General features: G+C 70.7%; 11 protein-coding genes. 5 read left to right on the top strand and 6 right to left on the bottom strand.

Features of this window, described 5'->3' with window-relative positions; genetic code table 11:
- Positions 1–186 precede the first annotated feature (186 nt).
- Positions 187–3,285, top strand: coding sequence for a PEP/pyruvate-binding domain-containing protein (locus tag WME96_RS42600; RefSeq protein ID WP_437287251.1), 3,099 nt, complete (start codon positions 187–189; stop codon positions 3,283–3,285).
- A gap of 108 nt (positions 3,286–3,393) precedes the next feature.
- Here the strand turns inward: WME96_RS42600 and WME96_RS42595 are convergent, their stop codons facing one another.
- The 3 genes from WME96_RS42595 to WME96_RS42585 all read right to left on the bottom strand — a co-directional run bounded on the left by WME96_RS42595 (position 3,394) and on the right by WME96_RS42585 (position 6,197).
- On the bottom strand, positions 3,394–3,987 hold the full coding sequence (locus WME96_RS42595; protein WP_433931107.1) for a lipase family alpha/beta hydrolase: 594 nt from the start codon (positions 3,985–3,987) through the stop codon (positions 3,394–3,396).
- 176 nt (positions 3,988–4,163) lie between these two features.
- Positions 4,164–5,798, bottom strand: coding sequence for a glycoside hydrolase family 30 protein (locus WME96_RS42590; protein WP_437287250.1), 1,635 nt, complete (start codon positions 5,796–5,798; stop codon positions 4,164–4,166).
- 186 nt (positions 5,799–5,984) lie between these two features.
- Positions 5,985–6,197, bottom strand: coding sequence for a hypothetical protein (locus tag WME96_RS42585; RefSeq protein WP_437287249.1), 213 nt, complete (start codon positions 6,195–6,197; stop codon positions 5,985–5,987).
- An 86-nt stretch (positions 6,198–6,283) separates the two neighbouring features.
- On the opposite strand from WME96_RS42585, the gene WME96_RS42580 reads away from it, so the two are divergent.
- Together WME96_RS42580 and WME96_RS42575 are read left to right on the top strand one after the other, a co-directional pair.
- On the top strand, positions 6,284–7,447 hold the full coding sequence (locus tag WME96_RS42580; RefSeq protein WP_437287248.1) for a pyridoxal phosphate-dependent aminotransferase: 1,164 nt from the start codon (positions 6,284–6,286) through the stop codon (positions 7,445–7,447).
- Between the two features lie 378 nt (positions 7,448–7,825).
- Entirely contained in the window at positions 7,826–9,880 is a 2,055-nt protein-coding gene (locus WME96_RS42575; protein WP_437287247.1) for a sodium-translocating pyrophosphatase, read from the top strand.
- A 124-nt stretch (positions 9,881–10,004) separates the two neighbouring features.
- Here WME96_RS42575 and WME96_RS42570 read toward each other — a convergent pair whose 3' ends face one another.
- Positions 10,005–11,261, bottom strand: coding sequence for a glycoside hydrolase family 5 protein (locus tag WME96_RS42570; RefSeq protein ID WP_437292412.1), 1,257 nt, complete (start codon positions 11,259–11,261; stop codon positions 10,005–10,007).
- A gap of 243 nt (positions 11,262–11,504) precedes the next feature.
- Between WME96_RS42570 and WME96_RS42565 the strand changes: the two genes are divergently transcribed.
- Entirely contained in the window at positions 11,505–12,389 is an 885-nt protein-coding gene (locus tag WME96_RS42565; RefSeq protein WP_437287246.1) for an NAD(P)-dependent oxidoreductase, read from the top strand.
- A gap of 57 nt (positions 12,390–12,446) precedes the next feature.
- Here the strand turns inward: WME96_RS42565 and WME96_RS42560 are convergent, their stop codons facing one another.
- Complete coding sequence (locus WME96_RS42560; protein ID WP_437287245.1) at positions 12,447–13,910, bottom strand: hypothetical protein; 1,464 nt, start codon at positions 13,908–13,910, stop codon at positions 12,447–12,449.
- Between the two features lie 122 nt (positions 13,911–14,032).
- Positions 14,033–15,751, bottom strand: coding sequence for a hypothetical protein (locus WME96_RS42555; protein ID WP_437287244.1), 1,719 nt, complete (start codon positions 15,749–15,751; stop codon positions 14,033–14,035).
- A 490-nt stretch (positions 15,752–16,241) separates the two neighbouring features.
- On the opposite strand from WME96_RS42555, the gene WME96_RS42550 reads away from it, so the two are divergent.
- Positions 16,242–16,775 (top strand): hypothetical protein, encoded by a 534-nt coding sequence (locus tag WME96_RS42550; RefSeq protein ID WP_437287243.1) that lies wholly within the window; start codon positions 16,242–16,244, stop codon positions 16,773–16,775.
- Positions 16,776–16,782 lie beyond the last annotated feature (7 nt).

Below are 16,782 nucleotides of genomic sequence, written 5' to 3'. Positions count from 1 at the left end.
ATCACCTCGAATGCGACGGAGAACATTCGACAGGGTGCGGCGCCGCGCACGGCCGCGCACGGCCGCGCACGCCGCTCCGGCGGCTGTGCCTGCGTGAGCCACCCTCATGACATGAACGTCCCGCCGCGCCGCGCGCAGGCGCCCTCGATATAACGGTGGCACGTTCGTTGTACCGAGCAGTTAACCATGAGGTTTCAACGAACCGGTCGATGGACCTGTCTGGCGCTCGCGCTGCTGAGCGCAGGGACCCTCGCCGCTTGCGGCGACGACCCCGGGGGAGGCTCCGGGGGCGCAGGGGCCGCGGGCGGCGGCGGCGCCACCGGCGGAGCTGGCGGTACGGGCGGCGAAGGCGGGGGAAGCGGGGGCGAAGGTGGTGGGAACGGGGGCGCAGGAGGAGGCGTCGGCTTCACGTGGCCCGTCGACACCTATCCGATCGAGATCACCCCGTCCAAAGACTGGAAGAACCAGATCAGCCTCTCCGACGACCCCTTCGTGTCCACCGCCAGCGAAGACGCGCCGCGCTGGGTGAAGTTCACCGTCCTGATGCACGACCCCACCAGGGTCTATTACCAGGATAGCAACAAGTACCAGTTCCACGGCGAGTTCGCCACGGCGCGCCTCGACCCGTTCTTCGGGATGACCCAGGCCGAGTACGACCAGGTCTCGCTCCACGAGGAGGGACAGCAGGCGATCCTCGGCGCCGTGCTCTTCCCGCCGTCGTCGGTGAGCGCGGCAGAGTACGGCATCCAGCTCGTCCGGCAGGACGCCTACCACCCCGAGATGGCGCGCATCGTCCTCGAGCTCGTGAAGGCCAGCGTGGTCGAGGCGGACGGCGCGCAGCCCTTCTATTTCCCGACGCACGAGCAGGCCGCGTCGGCCGCGGAGAACAGCGACCTCTTCGCGGAGAGCGGCTTTCCCGTGAGCTCGGTCGAGCGGTGGCTGAAGGGCGACGCGTGCTATGCGGCGGGCTGGGCCGTGGGCCGGCTCCGCTACGTGTCCCCGGACGCGATCGACGCCGCCTACGCGAGCGGCGAGCTCCGGGCCGAGGATATCCTCCTCACGGACTCGGTGCCCGCAGAGGTGCCCCATGTGGCAGGCATCGTCTCGCTGTCTCCCTCCACCCCGAACGCGCACACCGCGATCCTCGCCACCTCGTTCGGCATCCCGTTCGTGTACATCGGCGATCCGGAGCGGGCCGAGCAGGCCAAGGCCCTCGACGGCAAGGAGATCGCGCTGCGCGCCTCGCCGAACTGGCGCGGATGCCAGGTCGTGCTCCTCGACGCCGAGGGGAAGATCGCGCCGGCGGACAGGGAGCAGCTCCTCTCGCTGAAGCGGCCCGGCGACCTCGCGCTGAAGCCCAAGGAGCCCCTCGGCGCGTATTCCGGGTCGACCGAGGATCTCGGCCCCGCGGACATCGTCCACTTCGGGGGCAAGGCGGCGAACTACGGGCTCTTGCGGGACGCGATCCCGGAGGCCTCCGACACGGCGATCGCGCTGTCGTTCGACCTCTGGGACGACTTCCTCGATCAGGCCATGCCCGGCGGCAGCACCCTGCGCGCCGAGATCGCGGCGCGGCTCGGCGGCTACACCTATCCGCCCGACATGGCGGCGCTCAGGTCCGATCTCGCGGCGATCCGGGCGCGGATCACCAGGGATGCGACGTTCTCCGCCGGTCAGCGGCAGGCGGTCGAGGCGGCGCTCGCCGATTTCTCGCCCACGCGGAAGATCCGTTTCCGGAGCTCGACGAACGTGGAGGACAGCGCCGCCTTCACGGGCGCAGGCCTGTATGACAGCTACAGCGGCTGCCTGGCGGACGACCAGGACGCCGACGAGGTGGGGCCGAGCCGCTGCGACCCGGGCGAGGACGAGGAGCGGGGCGTCTTTCGCGCGATGCGCAAGGTGTACGCGAGCTTCTACAACGACAACGCCTTCCTCGCGCGGCTCCTCTACGGCGTGAACGAGGACGATGTCGGGATGGGCCTCCTGGTCCACCACTCCTATCCTGACGAGGACGAGATGGCGAACGGCGTCGCGACGCTCTCGCGAGGCGGCGCGCCCTTGCGGGACATCAAGCTGGTGACGCAGCTCGGGGCGACGTCGGTCACCAACCCGGAGGGGGACGCGCTGCCGGAGGTCGTGACCGTGAGCGACTATGGTGACCAGGTCTACGTCCATCGCACGTCCGGCTCGACGCTCGTCCCGCTCGGCGGCCACGTCATGCAATGGGAGGACGACTACCGCGCGCTCGCCGCCCTGCTCGGCCGGGTCGACGAGAGGTTCCGCGAGGTGTACCCGGACAAAACGTCGTACCTGCTCGATTACGAGTTCAAGAAGATGAAGCCCGGTGAGCTCGTCGTGAAGCAGGTGCGCGAGGTCGCGCTGCCGGCGAAGACCCCGACGCTCACGCCGTTCCTGCTCGACGAGCCGCAGGAGGTCTGCACGTCCCAGGCCGAGTACGGCGACGTGTTCGCGAACCACCGGCTCAAGGTGCGCGCGAGCCTCTCGACGAAAAATGCGTTCCTCACGCCGGAGGCCCTCGCGAGCACGCTCTTCGAGGACGCGACCCTCGCCTACCCGTCCGGGGGATCGGTGGCGACGCTCTCGGGCAGCCCGGCGGCGTGGCCGGCCGCGTCGCACACCTATGCCGACGAGGTGGCCACGGACTCGTTCGTGGTCGGCGACGGGCCGTCGGAGATCACCTACAGACTCTCCGCCTCGCCCGTGCCCTCGCTGCTGCCGCCGTCCGTGGGCCCGCTGCTCACGCTCCGCGACCTCCCGCTGATGTTCTCTGCGGACCACGCGACGCCCGTGCCGGCGCTCGACTTCGACGGCACCCCGACCACCGTGTCGTCGGAGACGGTATGGCTCACGCCCTGCCCTGCGGACGGCCCGCCCCCGGAGGGCGCGCTGCTCCAGGAGCGCTCGTTCTCGTCGGACTCCGGCGTCACGGTGGCGACGTCCTTCTACTGGCCGCCACGCCCCAGAGACGGCCTCGTGGTCATTTACACAGCGCCGCTCGAGAGGTGGGTGGAGACGCGCATCGAGGGGCTGACGAGCAGCCCGATCGTGCTGAAGGGCTACCACGCGCAGACGTACCGCCCGCAGCACCACAACGCCGAGGAGGACTTCGTCTTCGAACCCCGCCTCGAGCCCGGCCTGGATCCGGCGCTCGTCGCCGAGCTGGAGGCGAAGGACATCCGGTTGATCTACATCCGGATGTCCCCCGACACCGCGTCATCCATGTGGACCCTCGACGCGGCCGGCGTGTTCCACCCGGTGGATTGAGCCCGATCCAGGCGCCCCCCGCGAATTCGAAGCCGTGCGCCCCTGGGCTTCCTCGACGCGACCAGCATCGGCCGACGCTGCGCCGGGAAGCCGCGGCGGGCCGGGCGCTCAGCGCTCCAGGAGCTCGGCCACGGCGTCGAGCACCCGCCGGTCCGAGAGCATCCAGCGGTGCAGCGCGACCGGCACGGCGCGCGTCGTGCGGGCGCCGGGGAGCTCGCTGGAACGGGCGGGGACGATCATCACGTCGAAAGGCGTGTAGAGCACGTGCACCTCGACCGGACCCCAGGGATCCGGATCCGCGGCGAGGTCGCGCAGGAGGGGGCTGTCCGGGCGCATCTGCCGCACGCCCTCGTGGGGGAGCCACAGGGCGTTGAGCGTGCCGCGGTGCGGGCCCGAGATGGAGACGAAGCGCCGGACGCGCGCGCGGCCGCGGCCGCGCTGGATGTAATAGCGCGTCACCAGGGCGCCCATGCTGAAGCCGACCACGTCCACCGCGCCGCCGGGCGCCCCGGCGAGCGCGGCCTCCACGGCGGCGTCGACCTGGCCGGCGAGCCGCTCGATGGACGCGCGACCGTCATTGGGGACCAGATCGAAGGCGCGGGCGCGGTCGACGCCGCGGGCCGCGAGCCCGGCGCGCAGGCAGTCGATGCGCGCCGCCGAATCCCAGATGCCGTGCACCAGCAGGATGGGCGGCTTGCTCACGGCGTCGAAGCATAAGGCGCGGGCGGGCGCCATCAAGGGGGATAGCTGGCCCGCCCTACCGCTGTCGCGGGCCGCTCCCCGTACAGCCCGCGAGCGTCCCGCACAACGCCCCGATGCACAGGCCGATGAAGCGGATGATTCGATGCTCGATCATGGGTGTCGCTCCAGAGGGAGATTCAAGGCATCGGGATGACGAACGTGGTGATGGAAAAGGCCGGGACCGTGACCACCAGGCGATAGTCCTCGATCGCCATGTCGGGGAGCCGCTCGAGGTCCTCGGTGCGCGAGGTGCGGTGCGCCTCCGCCGCGGGGCCGACCGTGGGGAGACGGGTGAGATCGAGCGTGTAGCCGCGGCTCGCGTCGCGGTCGCCGTTGCGGACAACGAGCGTGAGAGAGCCCCCGTCGGCGCTGACCGCCGCCACCATGTCCTCGCTGTCGACCTCGACGAAGGTCGCGCCGGGCCGGATATAGCGGCTGAAGCCGGCGTGCATGTAAAAGCGCTTGATGGGCGTGTGGGACTGCTCCCTGTCGTTCAGCGTGAAGCTCGCCCAGCTGCGCGACGGATCGCCCGACTGCCAGTCCACCCACGCCTCCGGCTTCAGGTCACGCAGATCCCGGATGATGCGCTCCGCCATGAACAGCGCCGCGTCCGTGTCGTCGCTCAGGTTCTGTCCGAGCGGCCCCGACTCCGATTGCCACAGCCGCTTGCCGAGCGCGGTCGCGAGCTGCCGGAGCTCCTTGCGCTGGCTGCCCGCGTACGAGTGGACGTTGATCTGCTGGAAGGCGGCGAGCGTCTCCGCGCCGAACGCGTTGAGGTTCCGGACGGCATCATCCATGCTGTTCTCGTCCGACGCGCTGACCGCCGTGTCGACGAGGCCCTTGCTGGCGAGCTGCTCGGCCACCTCCTGGATGATCTTCTCCTGGCTCGCCCGGTCGAAGTGGCAACCTTCCTGGGAGCCGTTCGATTTCCACCAGTTCGCCTGAGGTTCGTTCAGCGGCTCCAGCGTGCGGAAGGTGATCGCGTGCTCGTCCCTGTAATGACGCACGACCTCCGTGAGGTAGTGGGCGAAGTCGTCGTAATGGTCGGCCTTGAGGTTGTCTCCACCGTTCCCGCTGCCCGAGGCGCAGCCGCTGTTCGTCATCCAGTACGGGGGAGAGTTGGAGAACGCCTCGAAGATCAGGTCCTTCCCGCGCGCTGCGATGCGCAGGAGGATGGCGCGCTGATTGCCGTCGTTCTCCCACGTGAAGGTCCCGTCGGCGCCCTGGAACCCCGGCATCTCGCGATGCTTCTCCATGTGCTCGTGCGACGGGTTCTCCCCTCCACCGATGTTGTAGCGGAAGATGTTGTAGCCGAGGCCGCTCACCGGATCGACCACCGCGTCGACCACGGCATTGCGCCTGGCTTCGTCCCATCCGCCCACGTGATGGGCCCACCAGCACAGGCTCGTGCCCCAGCCCTCGAACGACTGGTGGAGCACGTCCGTGTCGATCCTGACGAGATCCGTGCCCGGAGCGGCGGTCACCGTGGGGCGCGGCTCGCTCGGGGAGCCCCCGGTCCCGCCCGACGCGCCGCCGCTCGCGCCCGACGCGCCGCCGCTCGGCGATCCGCCGCCCGAGCCCGCGGTCGCGCTGCCTCCCGCGCTGCCCCCGCTTCCCCCCTGGCCGCCGCTACCCGCTGCCGCGGCGTCCACGGAAGGCCCCGGATCGCTCGGGGAGCACGACACGCCCACGGCGAGCGCAGCGAGCGACGCGACGAGGGCTCGAATGCTCAGGCAGGTGCGTGCGGCTTCGGGGGGTGCTGTCTGGCGCATGACGACGTCATGCTACCTCAGGGACGCACGCGCGGGATCCCTCGAATTCCTCGGAAAAATTACAGGGAGGCGGGGAGGGAAATCTTCAATATCCTCCCCGCCTCCCTGTTCAATTTCCCCGACGAAACGAGCTGCACAACCAGGGAACTCCTCGGCTCCTGACGACGAGGGCGCCGCAGGGCCCGCTCAGCGCGCCGGCGACCGGGACCTGTCTTTTTTTATCCTCTCGATGATCCGATCCGCGTTATTCTTGTCCTGCCTCAGCAATCGAATCTCCTCTTCCGACAGCGAGACTTCGGTGATGTACATGGCCGATGAGCCGTTCAGGATGATGGCTTTCACCTCATCACCCCGAGATTCGATGCAATAGTCCCAGGGCTTCTCCGCAATCACGCTCATGTGCTCGACCTGATGAAGACCAGCTCCTGTATAGCTCCCCCCTGCAGCTCGCTCCACCACGGCTTCGCGCGATCCAGGGCGGCCCGGTGAGGATCAGCCGCCGCTCGCAGGTGCCGCCGTTCGCGGTCATGGAGGTGCTCGCCGCCGCCAACGCGCGGCGCGCGGCGGGGGAGCCGGTCATCAGCCTGTGCGCGGGCCAGCCGGGCTCGGGGGCGCCCGCCGTCGTGCGCGAGCGGGCGGCCGCGCTCCTGGCGGGCGGCGACCTCGGGTACACCGAGGCGCTCGGCATCCCGGCGCTGCGCCTCGCGCTCGCGGAGCACTACGGCCGCTGGTACGGCGTGGACCTCGACCCGTCGCGCATCGCCCTCACCACCGGGTCGTCGGGCGGGTTCCTGCTCGCCTTCCTCACGGCGTTCGAGACGGGCGACCGCGTGGCGCTCGCTCGCCCGGGCTACCCGGCGTACCGGAACATCCTCCGCTCCCTCGGGGTGGAGGCGGTCGAGCTGCCGTGCGGCCCGGAGAGCCGCTTCCAGCCGACCACGTCGCAGCTCAGGGCCGCGCACGACCGCGGAAAGCTCGACGGCCTCATCCTGGCGAGCCCGGCGAACCCGACCGGCACGATGATCGACGCCGCGGAGCTCGACGCGATCGCGCGCTGGTGCGCGGCGCACGACGTCCGGCTGGTGAGCGACGAGATCTACCACGGCCTCACGTACGGCGCGTGGGCCGGGCGCCAGGCGACGGCCGCGCGCCACGCCGACGCGGGCGCCATCGTCGTCTCGAGCTTCTCGAAGTACTGGGCCATGACGGGCTGGCGCCTGGGGTGGCTCGTGCTGCCGCCGGAGCTCGTCCCGCCGGTCGACGCGCTGGCGGGGAACCTCGCGCTGTGCCCGCCCGCCCTGGCGCAGCACGCGGCCCTCGCGGCCCTGACGCCGGAGGCGTACGCCGAGGCGGACCGGCTGGTGGAGGGCTACGCGGCCGCGCGCGACCTGCTGCTGCGCCGGCTCCCCGAGCTCGGCTGGGTGGTCGCCCCGCCCGACGGCGCCTTCTACCTCTATGCCGACGTCGGTACCGACGACTCGGTCGCGTGGTGCGAGCGGCTGCTCGCCGACACGGGCGTTGCGCTCACGCCGGGCACGGACTTCGACGGCATCGGCGGCGCGCGCTACGTCCGGCTGTCCTTCGCGGCCCCGGTCGAGCAGGTCGACGAGGCGGTGACGCGGATCGTCGCCTGGCAGCGCGCGCGGTGACGCGGATCGTCGCCTGGCAGCGCGGGCGGTGACGCGGTTCGTCGTCTGGCAGCGCGCGCGGTAACCGACGAGCGGTCACCTCCGCTGCCTCCCATGCGGGCGCGTCAGCCGACGTCGACCCCGCGCCCGGGCGCGCCGCGGACACGGCGGGTGCGGCACCTCCAGCATGTAAACTTGCAATGACACGGTCACCGCCGGCAGGCGCGGGAGCCCGCAGACCGACGTCGCGGACGCCGCGTTCCCCTGACGCGAGCCCCCGTTTCGCCCGGGGCGGCGCCGGAAACGGCGGCGCCGCGATTTCCACTTGATCCGCCGTCATGGACGGAAGAGTGAGCCGGCGCTCGCTCCGGCCGGGGGCGGGCGAGAGGACCATCACCCGTGGATGCATTGTCGTATCAGTCGCTCGTGACGGGCGCCGTCGCGCTCATGGTCGCACGTACCTTCTACGTGCGTGTCAAGAAGGCCCCTGAAGGCAACGAGACGATGGCGCGCATCGCGCGCTACGTCCGCGAGGGGGCGATGGCCTTCCTCGCGCGCGAGTACAAGGTGCTCGCCGTCTACGCCGTCGTCGTCTTCGCGCTCCTCGCCGCGACGCTCGGCCTCCTCGCCGCGGGCGCCTTCGCCGCCGGCGCGTTCCTGTCGCTCGTCGCCGGCTTCTTCGGCATGAAGGCCGCGACCTACGCCAACGTCCGCACGGCCGAGGCGGCTCGCGCGCACGGCAAGGCGACCGCGCTCGTCACGGCGCTCGACGGCGGCGCCGTCATGGGCCTCTGCGTCGCGGGGCTCGGCCTCATCGGCCTCGGCGGCATCTACGCCCTGTTCCGCAACCACGAGCACCTCGCGACGATCGTCCACTCGTTCGCCGTCGGGGCGAGCTCGATCGCGCTCTTCGCCCGCATCGGCGGCGGCATCTACACGAAGGCCGCCGACGTCGGCGCCGACATCGTCGGCAAGGTCGAGGCGAACATCCCCGAGGACGACCCGCGCAACCCGGGCGTCATCGCCGACAACGTCGGCGACAATGTCGGCGACATCGCGGGCATGGGCGCCGACATCTACGAGAGCTACGTGGCCGCGGTCGTCGCCGCGATCGCGCTCGGCCTCACGCTGCCGATCGCCAAGCTCCAGCAGCTCGCTCCCTCGATGGGCGAGCAGGAGCTCCGCGCGATGGCCGTGTCGCTGCCGCTGCTCCTCGCGACGATCGGCCTCGCGGTCTCGGTCGTCGGCATCTTCATCACGCGGGCGCTCAAGAACCTGCCGCCGGCCCGGGTGCTGCGCCTCGCGCTCATCGTCCCGCCGTTCCTCGTCGTGTTCGCGGCGGCCGGCGTCCTCCCGGGGCTCGGCTTCAGCTCCGGCGCCGTCGTCACCCTCGCGGCCGGCGCGGCGGGCGGCGCCATCGTCGGCCTCGTGACCGACTACTACACGTCGATGGGCCCCATCCACAAGGTGGCCCAGAGCTCGCTCACCGGCCCCGGCACCAACGTCATCCGCGGCATCGCGGTCGGCCTCGAGAGCGTCGCGATCCCCCTCATGACCCTCGTCGCCGTGGGCTGGATCTCGAACCACTACCTCGGCCTCTACGGCATCGCGCTCGCCGCGGTCGGCATGCTCGCGGGCACCGCGATCGTCATGACCGTCGACGCGTACGGCCCGATCGCCGACAACGGCGGCGGCATCTCCGAGATGGCCGGCCTCGGCAAGGAGGTCCGCGAGATCACCGACGAGCTCGACGCGGTCGGCAACACCACCGCGGCCGTCGGCAAGGGCTTCGCGATCGGCTCGGCGGTGCTCACCGTCGTCGCGCTGTTCGCCGCCTTCAACATGGAGGTCGACGCGGTCCGCCGCGCGAAGGGCCTGCCGGAGCTCGTGCTCTACCTGACGGACGCCAAGGTCCTCATGGGGCTCCTCTTCGGCGCCCTGCTCCCCTGCCTCGTCGGCGCGCTCACGATGACCGCCGTCGGCCGCGCGGCCGGCGCGATCGTCGAGGAGATCCGCCGTCAGTTCCGCGAGATCCCCGGCCTGCTCGAGGGCAAGCCGGGCGTCGACCCGCAGCCGAAGGTCATCGTCGACATCGCCACGTCGGCCGCCATCCGCGAGATGATCGCGCCCGGCGCCATCGCGGTGCTCGCGCCGGTCGTCGTCGGCTTCGCGGCCGGCCCCGAGGTGCTCGCGGGCACGCTGGCCGGCGCGCTCGTCGTCGGCGCGGTGCTCTCGCTGATGATGGCGAACGGCGGCGGCGCCTGGGACAACGCCAAGAAGCACATCGAGAAGGGCGGCCTCGACGGCCACGCGAAGGGCTCCGACGCCCACAAGGCCGCCGTCGTCGGCGACACCGTCGGCGACCCCTTCAAGGACACGTCGGGCCCCGGCATCTCGATCCTCATCAAGGTGATGGGCGTCGTGTCGCTCCTCATCGCCCCGCTCATCGCCTGAGCCAACGCGTCGTCGCGACGACCGAGAACGCGGCCCTCACCGGCCGCGTTCTCGTTTTGTGGGCCCCGCGCGCGACGACGGCGCGGGGCGGCGCCGGCCGCCGCTCGGTCTTCGCTGGCGCCGATCAGGGGTCGACGGCATCCATGACGGCCTGCCATTCCGCGGAGAACGAGCCGTCCGTGCGCTTGATCTCGGACCCGGTGTCCCACAGGACGGGGACGATGCCGCGCGACCGGGCCGCCTCCACCACCGACCGCATCCACAGCGTCCGCGACGCCGGCTCACGGGGGTAGTTCTCGCCCAGCGTGACGGCGAACTCGCCGAGGATGACCGGGATGCTCCGCTGGGCGCTGAACGCGCCGAGCTTGTCGAAGAGGCTCTTCAGCTCCGCCTTCTCGGGCTCCGTGCCCCACGTCGTCTTGGGCGAGCCCCAGCTCTCGACCGTGTCGAGGCCGCAGAAGGTGTAGGGCGTGTAGTAGTGGATCGAGAGGAACAGGCTCTTCGTGCCGGCCGGATCGGTCGGCACCTTGAACTCGCTCACGCAGGTCCTGTCGATGTCCGTCACGAAGCCGGAGATGAGCAGCGCGCGGCTCGCGTTGTAGCCGCCCTGCTCGCGCACGGTGGTGACGAAGAGCTGGTTCATCTCGTTGAGGGCGGCGTAGTCCGGCGTCCCCCCGTCGCGAACGCCGTTGACCCAGTAGTTCCCCTCCTCGTTCATCCCCTCGAGGATCAGCTGGTGACCGACGCCGCTGAAGGCGGTGGCGATCTGGGTCCAGTAGGACGCGAACCTGGCTTTGACGTCGTCGGTGGCCTTGTACTCGTCGGCGTTGCCCTCGTTGTAGATCCAGCCCCCGTCCCAGTGGATGTTCACGATCGAGTACATGCCGGCGGCCTCGATCCAGCCCACCACCTCCTTGACCCGGGCCATCTTGGCGGCGTCGATCGTGCCGCTTTCGGCGTAGGTGTCCCAGGCGACGGGCACGCGCACCGTCTTGATGCCATGGCTGGCCATGCCGTTGATGAACGCCTGCGTGATCAGCGGCTGGCCCCAGCCCGTCTCCCACGCGGTGGTGTTCTCCAGCGTGTTGCCGATGTTGGCTCCGATGCCCATGTCGGCGACCATGGCCGCGGCGTCCGCCGGCGTCGCGGCTCCGCCGGCCCCGCCGGAGCCCCCGGCGTCACCCGCGCCGGAGCCGCCCGTGCCGGCGTCACCCGCGCCGGCGCCGCCCGTCCCGGCGTCGCCCGCGCCGGCGCCGCCCGTCCCGGCGTCACCCGTGCCGGCGCCGCCCGTCCCGGCGCCGCCGGAGGTCGCGCCTCCGCCGCTGCCTCCGGCGTTCCCGCTCGGGTTGCTCTCCGAGGAGCACCCCAGTGCGACGAGCACCAACAGGGGTGCCGTGAGGTTGAGCCACGATGTGGACGCAGAGCGGCAGGCTTGAAGAGAAGGCATGAATGTCACGGTATCCCAGCCCGCCGCGCGCTCCAAGCTCGAACGATCTCCGCCGTGAGCGGCCCCCGCTGCCTCGCTTGAAGCCTGGCGCGGTCAGGGCGGTATCGGCAGCGCGCCGGGGTTCACCCTTGACAGTCCACGCACGCTGAGGCGATCACAGGCGAGAGGAGATAGATCATGTCGCACAAAGAGGCCGTGTCCATCCTTGGTCTGGGTCAGATGGGCGCCGCGCTGGCGCGCGCCTACATCAACGCCGGTCATCGGGTGACCGTGTGGAACCGGACCCACAGCAAGGCAGAGCCGTTTCAGGGCCAGGCGAAGGTGGCGGCGACGCCCGAGCAGGCATGCAGCGAGAGCGATGTGACGATCATCTCGCTGCTCGACTACGAAGCGAGCGACCAGGTCCTCCGCGCTCCCCTCGTGGCCGAGGCCGCGAAGGGCCGGACGCTGGTACAGCTGACCAGCGGCACGCCCAACGATGCTCGCAGCGGGGCGGCATGGGCGTCGGGCGCCGGGATCAACTACCTGGATGGATGCATCCTGGCTTACCCGAGCTACATCGGTGGTGAGCATACGCCGGTGTTCTACTCGGGTCCCAGGGAGCTCTACGATCGCCACGAGGCGACGCTGCGCGTCATCGGCGGGGCCACCTCCCACGTCGGCGAGCCGATCGGGGCCGCGGCGACGCTCGACTGCGCTCTCCTGGAGAGCTTCTACGGCGCCACGCTGTCGTTCCTGCACGGGGCGGCGATCTGCGCGTCGGAGAAGTTCCCGCTCGACGCGTACTTCGCCAGGTTTCAGGCGATCATGCCGCTCATCTCGGTCACCGCCGACATGTGCAACAAGATGCTGGCCACAGGCGATTTCAAGGGGACCGACTGCACGCTGGACATCCACGCCGGCGCCCTCGCGCACATCGTTCGTCTCAGCCACGAGAACAACGTCGACCCGCGCATCCCGGAGCTCATCCAGTCCTACTTCAAGCGGGCATTGCAGCTCGGCCACGGCGCCGACGAGATGGCCGCCGTGTTCAACGCCATCCAGGATCAGGCCCGCCGCTGACGAGCGGTGGAGGGTCCGCTCCTCCGCCCCGGTGAGCCGGGCGATCGAAGGTGGCGGTCACAGCCAACCGCAGCCGCCGTCGAAGTCGAAGGGGGGCGTGGGCTCCGTGGACGACTGCGATTCACGACAGGCATTCTCGATGTTCTGTCGCAACGTCAACATCAGGTTGTTGTCGTCCTGGATGTCGGAGTCCGCGTACCTGCCGAGCCACGCCCCGACCGACGGCCTCATCATCTCGATGACCCCGAGAGAGCGCCGGCAGTCGCCCGCCTGGTAGAAGTCGAGCGCGCCGCGCAGCGCCAGGTACATGTTCAGCATCATGTACGGCTTGCCCGAGCCGCCGTCGGAGATGTTCCACCACATCGAGTCGGGGTTCTGCCCGGGAGGCAGCGCGTTGAGCAGCGTTGTGTCGACCTTCTGCGCGGCGCCGTCCTTCGCCGAGGTCCAGCCCGCCTTCACCTGGAAGGCCGCCTCGTCCGGCCCGATGTCGTCGCCGAGGGACGGGTCGGCGAGGAGCTCCACGAACAGGCCCCCACCGCCGCCGCGGCGGCTGCCGCCCACGTCGGTCGCGCCGTCGCGCTGGCCGATGAACAGCGCCGGCATCTCCAGGTCCGCCCCCGTTGTGTCAGCGGTCGCCCGCTTCGTCCCGTAGATGCGCCCCACCTTGTAGCCGGCGGACGGGGTCACCTCCAGGCTGAAGTCCGTTGCCAGCGGGAAGAGCGTTGTCTTTCCCTCCTCCGAGAGCAGACCGCCGAGGTCGCCCGCGCTCAGCGCGTAGGCGTACGTGCCCGCGCCCATCGAGCCCAGCGCCGACGGGATCCTCACGAGGAAGCGCTCGCCCACGCCGATCACGCCGAACGCCGTGCCGTTCTCCACCAGCGCCTCGCCGAGACCGAGGATGTGGTCGGGGTCCGTGATACCGCTGGTCGCGTGCCCGCTCGTGAGCAGGAGGACGCGGTGCGCGCCCTCGAAGCCGGCTGCGTCGCCCTCCTCGAACGCCCTCTCGGCGGCGGCGATCCCCTCGTAGAGGGCGACGAGCTCGCCGGCGCCGCCGACGAGGCGCTCGTCCGCGATGAGGCTCGTGAGCTCCGCCGACCCCGGCGCTGCGAGGAAGGCGCGGCGCACGGCCTTCTCGCCGTAGCGGATGACGCTGACGCGGTCCTCGGGACGGAGGCTGGCGAGCAGCCCTCGCATTCCCACGTCCAGCGCGGCCTCGTCGATGGCGGCGAAGCTGCTGCTCTCGACGGCGATCGCCAGGTGGACCGGCGGCCGCTCCAGGGTCGAGGGGTCGACCCCGGTGTTCATCGCGACGAAGGCCATGGTCCAGTTCCCCCCGTTGAAGCGCGGCGCCACCGCGAGGAACGGGTGAATGCAGACGTCCTTGCCGCAGTCGGCGTCGGGCAGGTCGATCGCGTGCTCGGCGAAGAACCCGACCGGATCCAGGGTGTCGAGCGAGGGAACCTCCCCCGCGTTCACGATCGCGCGGAACTGCGAGATGTCCTGCGCCCCGCCCTGGGCCACGTTGACCGAGCCTGTGGGGACGAAGCTGCCGTCGCCGCCGCTGCTCTGGGTGGAGCAACCGGCGGCGGCGGCGCAGAGACCTAGTGAGACCAGCTTCCTCTTCGACGACATGTGGGTTCTCCTCATTCGTAAGCGATCAACAGGTCCGCGGACGCGCTGGGTGTCTGGTAGCCCGCGTCGCACGCGTCACGTCCGGCGAGCACGCGCTCGGCGCGGCCCACCCGCACGCGGAAGTTCGGCCCTTCGAGGGCGTCTCCAGGGCCCAGCAGGGTCCTCTTGCCGCCGACCTGCACAGCGACCGCCGCGTCGGTGACGTAGGCGCCGCAGCCCAGCCGGTCGCCCTCGCACCCGGACGCCTCGATCGAGGCGGTGAGGACCGCGAGCTGTAGATCGACGACGTTGCGATAGACGTCGAGCCGCTTCTCCGAGTCGAAGGCGGAGATCTCGACGTGGTCGCCGCGGCTGTCGATGCCCTGGCGCCATTGCACCTTTTCGCCCACCGAGAACGGGAAGTCTTCGATCGCGATGCACAGATAGTGGGTCTGAGCGGGGTAGCTCGGGTCCGGCTCGCCGCCGCCCGCGCCGCCGGTGCCCGTTCCACCTTCGCCGCCGGTGCCGCCGGTGCCGCCGGCAGCCGCGCCGCCCGCGCCCGTTCCACCTTCGCCGCCGGTGCCGCCGACAGCCTCGCCGCCTGCCCCGCCGCCATCGGCCACGCCAGCACCTGCGCCGCCTGCGCCCATGCCGCCTGCGCCCGTGCCCACGCCGCCTGGGCCGCCCGAGCCACCGCCGTCGTCGATCGACGGATAGCTCATGGTCAATTCGATGCAGCCGTCCGACAGAGCGTCGATGTTCGTGATCTCGCCGATCGCCAGCAGATTCGGCCAGGGGGCGGCCCACTGGAAGGACGATTGCGGCGCGCCAGCACACACCGAGGGCCCGACGTTCGTCTGCAGATCGCCCTTCTTCACCTGTCCGGACACCACCACGGTGTCCGGCTCCAGCACGACGCGGCCCGCCGCCGCCTCCGTGTCGCCCCAGAAATCGCGGTTGTCTTTCACGTTCTGCGGGATCTCGATGCTTGGCAGGTTGGACCACCATACCATCACGGGCCGCATCCCATCCGTCTCGAGCAGCGCCACGTCGCAAGGCCCGTCCGAGGTCGGCACCGTCTCCTCGAAGTCGCCTGCGGCGCTGCGGGCCACAGCGCGGTTGAGCGGGAGCGTGTCCTGCGGGTCCAGCCGGTACGTGATCCCGAGGTTGAACGCGCTCGGCCCGAACATGCGTGTCGGATCGCCGGAGGTGACGGCAGAGCAATCGAGCGACGCGTCCACCCAGCGCACGCGGACGTCCACGACCCCGGGCGTAGCATTGACGAGATAGGCGTCCGTGAAATAGCCGTCGGGTCGTGGGGTGCCGGTCGCGACGCAGGCGACGGCCGACGCCCCCAGGATCGCGCGCTCGAGCGCCCAGGCTGCGCGCGAGCCTTCATCGGCGCGCCGGGACGAGTGCTGCCGGCTGGAAGCAGCGCGCGCCGAGAGGCGCCACGCCGGGACGAGGACGACGAGCGCGGCCAGGTCCGTCGGATCTTGCCAGAGTTGCCACTCGATCCCCGCGAGGCCCACGAGCCCCACGAGGAGCTGCGCGGCAGCGGCCGAGAGCTTGATCGCCGCGAACGGCGCGACGACCGCCGCAAACGCCAGCGCTCGCGCGCGCGCCGAGCGCGCGTTCACGAGCGCCGCCGCGAGGACGGGGGCGACCACGAGGCCGGCGAGGTCGCTGAGCTTGCCAGTGATGGCGCCTGGCAAGAGCCCGGCGCCTTTCAGGAGGTGGTCGTTGACCACGAGGAGCGCCAGGGCGCCAAGGAAGAGGGGGTGGCGGAGGACCGCGATTCGCGATGGCCCAGATCGCTGCGACCGTGACACCGACGTCAGAGCATCCGCGGGGCCCCCGGCGTTTCGCCGCGATGAGTTCAGCATCGCGGCGAGCCTGTAGCAGCGCGCGTGCCACTCGCCGCAGGCGCCGGAGCGGCGCGCCATCGCGTCGCGGCCGGCCAGTGCCCCCGCCCCTGATGCCCTGGCACGGCTGTCGCTGAGGCGGCGAGCGATGCTGCACCAAGGCTGCTCGAAGAACCGGTGTCGCGAGGCGGCGGACACGCGTTGCTCGCCGGAGGCGCATGGCTCGCCGGACACGGCTGGCCCGGCGGATACGCCTTGTTCGCCGAGGTTGCTCGGGACCCGGCGTGCTACAGCCGCCCCTCGCCCTCGCGCCTCTGCGAGCCGGCGTCTCTCCTACCCGGCTCGTCCCGGCCTTCTTCGGAGCTCTGCGCGCGCGATGCGATCCTGCCTGGTACTGACCGCCTTCTCTTTCGTCGCCTCCCTCTCCGGGTGTGGCCCTGTCGACAGTGAGCCGTCGATCCCGGCGGAAGCCAGCGGTTGTCCCACGCAGTTCGGCGAGGACCTCACCGAGAGCCGCGCCATCGACATCGGCGACGCGTCGTCCGGGACGTTCGTGCCCTACGCCGATGGCGCCAGCGCGCGCCTGATCCTCGGCAATCAGGGCTCGATGATGATTACGCCCTGGGTCCAGGTGGAGGCTCTGCCCGGCGACGCGGAGGAGACGTGCCATGTGGTACGCCTCGCGAACGAGTTCGAGGGCCCGCTCGCCGACGATCCCGACGGGCTCGCGTCCGCGCAGTTCAACGTCCAGTTCATCAAGGCCGGTTCTTTCCTTGTCTCGGACGGAGCGCTCTACCAACCTTTCGCGTGGGACCGCGAGACCCTCGAAGGTCAGAAGCTGGACCTCACGGTGACCGTGCGCGGCGATGGATACGAGGGCACGAAGAGGGTGAGTATCGTGCTGGAGTAGCGCCGGA

The sequence above is a fragment of the Sorangium sp. So ce406 genome, from assembly GCF_051474675.1.
Classification (GTDB): domain Bacteria; phylum Myxococcota_A; class Polyangia; order Polyangiales; family Polyangiaceae; genus Sorangium; species Sorangium cellulosum_G.
The sequence above is the reverse complement of the archived record's forward strand: the minus strand, read 5'-3'. Positions and strand labels throughout refer to the sequence as shown.

What these genes read in the sequence shown, in the direction of transcription:
- WME96_RS42600 (WP_437287251.1), top strand. Translation starts at nt 187, where the DNA reads ATGAGGTTTCAACGAACCGGTCGATGGACCTGTCTGGCGCTCGCGCTG.
- WME96_RS42590 (WP_437287250.1), bottom strand. Translation starts at nt 5,798, where the DNA reads ATGCGCCAGACAGCACCCCCCGAAGCCGCACGCACCTGCCTGAGCATT.
- WME96_RS42585 (WP_437287249.1), bottom strand. Translation starts at nt 6,197, where the DNA reads ATGAGCGTGATTGCGGAGAAGCCCTGGGACTATTGCATCGAATCTCGG.
- WME96_RS42565 (WP_437287246.1), top strand. Translation starts at nt 11,505, where the DNA reads ATGTCGCACAAAGAGGCCGTGTCCATCCTTGGTCTGGGTCAGATGGGC.
- WME96_RS42550 (WP_437287243.1), top strand. Translation starts at nt 16,242, where the DNA reads ATGCGATCCTGCCTGGTACTGACCGCCTTCTCTTTCGTCGCCTCCCTC.